Genomic DNA, 1812 nt, shown 5'->3' on the forward strand with positions numbered 1-1812 from the left:
TATGTACGCGACTCGTTGTGTCATTCCCGTTGTCAAATCTCCCAAAGATTACCAAACAGATCGCAACTTGAACAAACCCCTGAGTGTTGAATAGTAATTGTGGCTTGCCTCTGTATGACCATATAACCATAGAGAGAGAAATACACTTCAAAACTCACGACTCCTTACACCGATAACAATAAGAGAAAACGAATTATGTACGCGACTCGTTGTGTCATTCCCGTTGTCAAATCTCCTAAAGATTACCAAACATATCGCATCACTCCCCAAGACTCAAATCGCTTAGCAATTATCTTTGACACAGCAAGTGCTAACACTTCCTTGACTTGTTGCGTGGAAATTTTTGATGTTGGTGGGAAAACACCACCCAATCGTCATCAATGGGCGGTGGAAATGTTTTTTGTCCTCAAAGGAGAAGGAATCGCCAGTTGTGATGGCAAAAGAGTCCGAATTAAAGCAGGAGATAGTTTGTTAGTCCCTCCCACTGGCACTCATTTGATTGAAAATATCGGTTATGGTCGTTTATATACCCTGACTATTATGGTTCCGAATGAAGATTTTGCGGAATTGATTCGTAGTGGTACGCCAGTGGAGTTGGATGAGGAAGATATGGCAGTGTTGGGGAGAGTGGATAGTTTGATGCCATGTAAAGTGTGATTTAAATAGAGGCAGAGCCTAGAACACTGATGGTGAACCGTTACATAAAACCTACTCAAAGCTACTCAACAATACTCTTTTCTATACAAGATAACTAGAACTATTTTTGATTGCTTTGAGTTTTGTTTATTTCCTGCTTCATCCTGGAGATGTCGGCATCAACCAGTCCACAGGCTATCACTGTCTAACTGACAGCTTTACTCAAATTGATTGCTGCGTTCAAATCACGGTCAACAACAAAACCGCAGTGACCGCAGTTGAATACTCGCTCATCAAGCCCAAGTGTTTCTTTTTTGGTTCCGCAATTAGAACAGGTCTTGCTGGATGGGAACCATCGGTCAACTACAACCAATTTTGAGCCATAAAGCTCACACTTGTAGGTTAACTGTCTACGGAACTCGAAAAAGCTCATATCAGCTATTGCTTTAGCCAGTTTATGATTTGCCAACATTCCAGATACATTCAAGTCTTCAATTACTACTGTGCCGTGGTTCTTGGCTAGCAATGTCGTAAGTTTGTGCAACGTATCTTTGCGGATGTTGGCAATCTTTCTGTGCAGTCTGGCTATCTGTAATTGTGCCTTCTTCCAGTTAACTGAACCAATAATTTTATGGCGGTTTAACCATTGCATTCTAGATAACTTAGCTTCGTACTTTTTATAAGACTTAGCACCTGTAATTACTTTACCAGTTGATAATGTGGCAAGGTTTTTAACTCCAAGGTCAACGCCTACAACGTTTGTATTACCTAGATTTTGTGTTTCTATCTCAAACCGAAAGCTAAGAAACCACCTATCAGCTTGGCGGCTAATTGTTGCAGATTTAGTTAATACTTGAGGCAGTCGTTCATAAGTTTTAAGTACGCCAATCACAGGTACTTGAATCTTGTTACTGCCTAAGATTTTGACTGTACCTTCAAGCGTAAAAGAGTCACGCTAAAACAAGCTTAGATCTGTTCCTAATTGGCAAGAACGGTTAAGAGAATTCGTTGATCGTCTGATTGGAGAAGAACCTACTCAAAAAGAAGAGAGATGAGTATAGGTGATTAGGAATTAAATGACAGTTCCTTGCCCCACCCCCGTAAAGCTACGCTATGGCTAACGCCACGCTAGTCCCTAAGAGGGACGCTGCGCAAACGCTATCACGTCCCCTCCCC

General features: G+C 41.5%; 2 protein-coding genes. One reads left to right on the forward strand and one right to left on the reverse strand.

Annotated features, from left to right (window positions below):
- The first annotated feature begins 195 nt into the window (after window positions 1-195).
- On the forward strand, window positions 196-657 hold the full coding sequence (locus DP116_RS17360; RefSeq protein ID WP_169156364.1) for a cupin domain-containing protein: 462 nt from the start codon (window positions 196-198) through the stop codon (window positions 655-657).
- A gap of 184 nt (window positions 658-841) precedes the next feature.
- Here DP116_RS17360 and DP116_RS17365 read toward each other — a convergent pair whose 3' ends face one another.
- The gene (locus tag DP116_RS17365; RefSeq protein ID WP_339381478.1) at window positions 842-1558 is read right to left on the reverse strand and encodes an RNA-guided endonuclease InsQ/TnpB family protein; all 717 of its coding nucleotides are present in this window, start codon (window positions 1556-1558) and stop codon (window positions 842-844) included.
- Between the last annotated feature and the right edge of the window lie 254 nt (window positions 1559-1812).

This window comes from Brasilonema bromeliae SPC951 (assembly GCF_012912135.1).
Taxonomy (GTDB): domain Bacteria; phylum Cyanobacteriota; class Cyanobacteriia; order Cyanobacteriales; family Nostocaceae; genus Brasilonema; species Brasilonema bromeliae.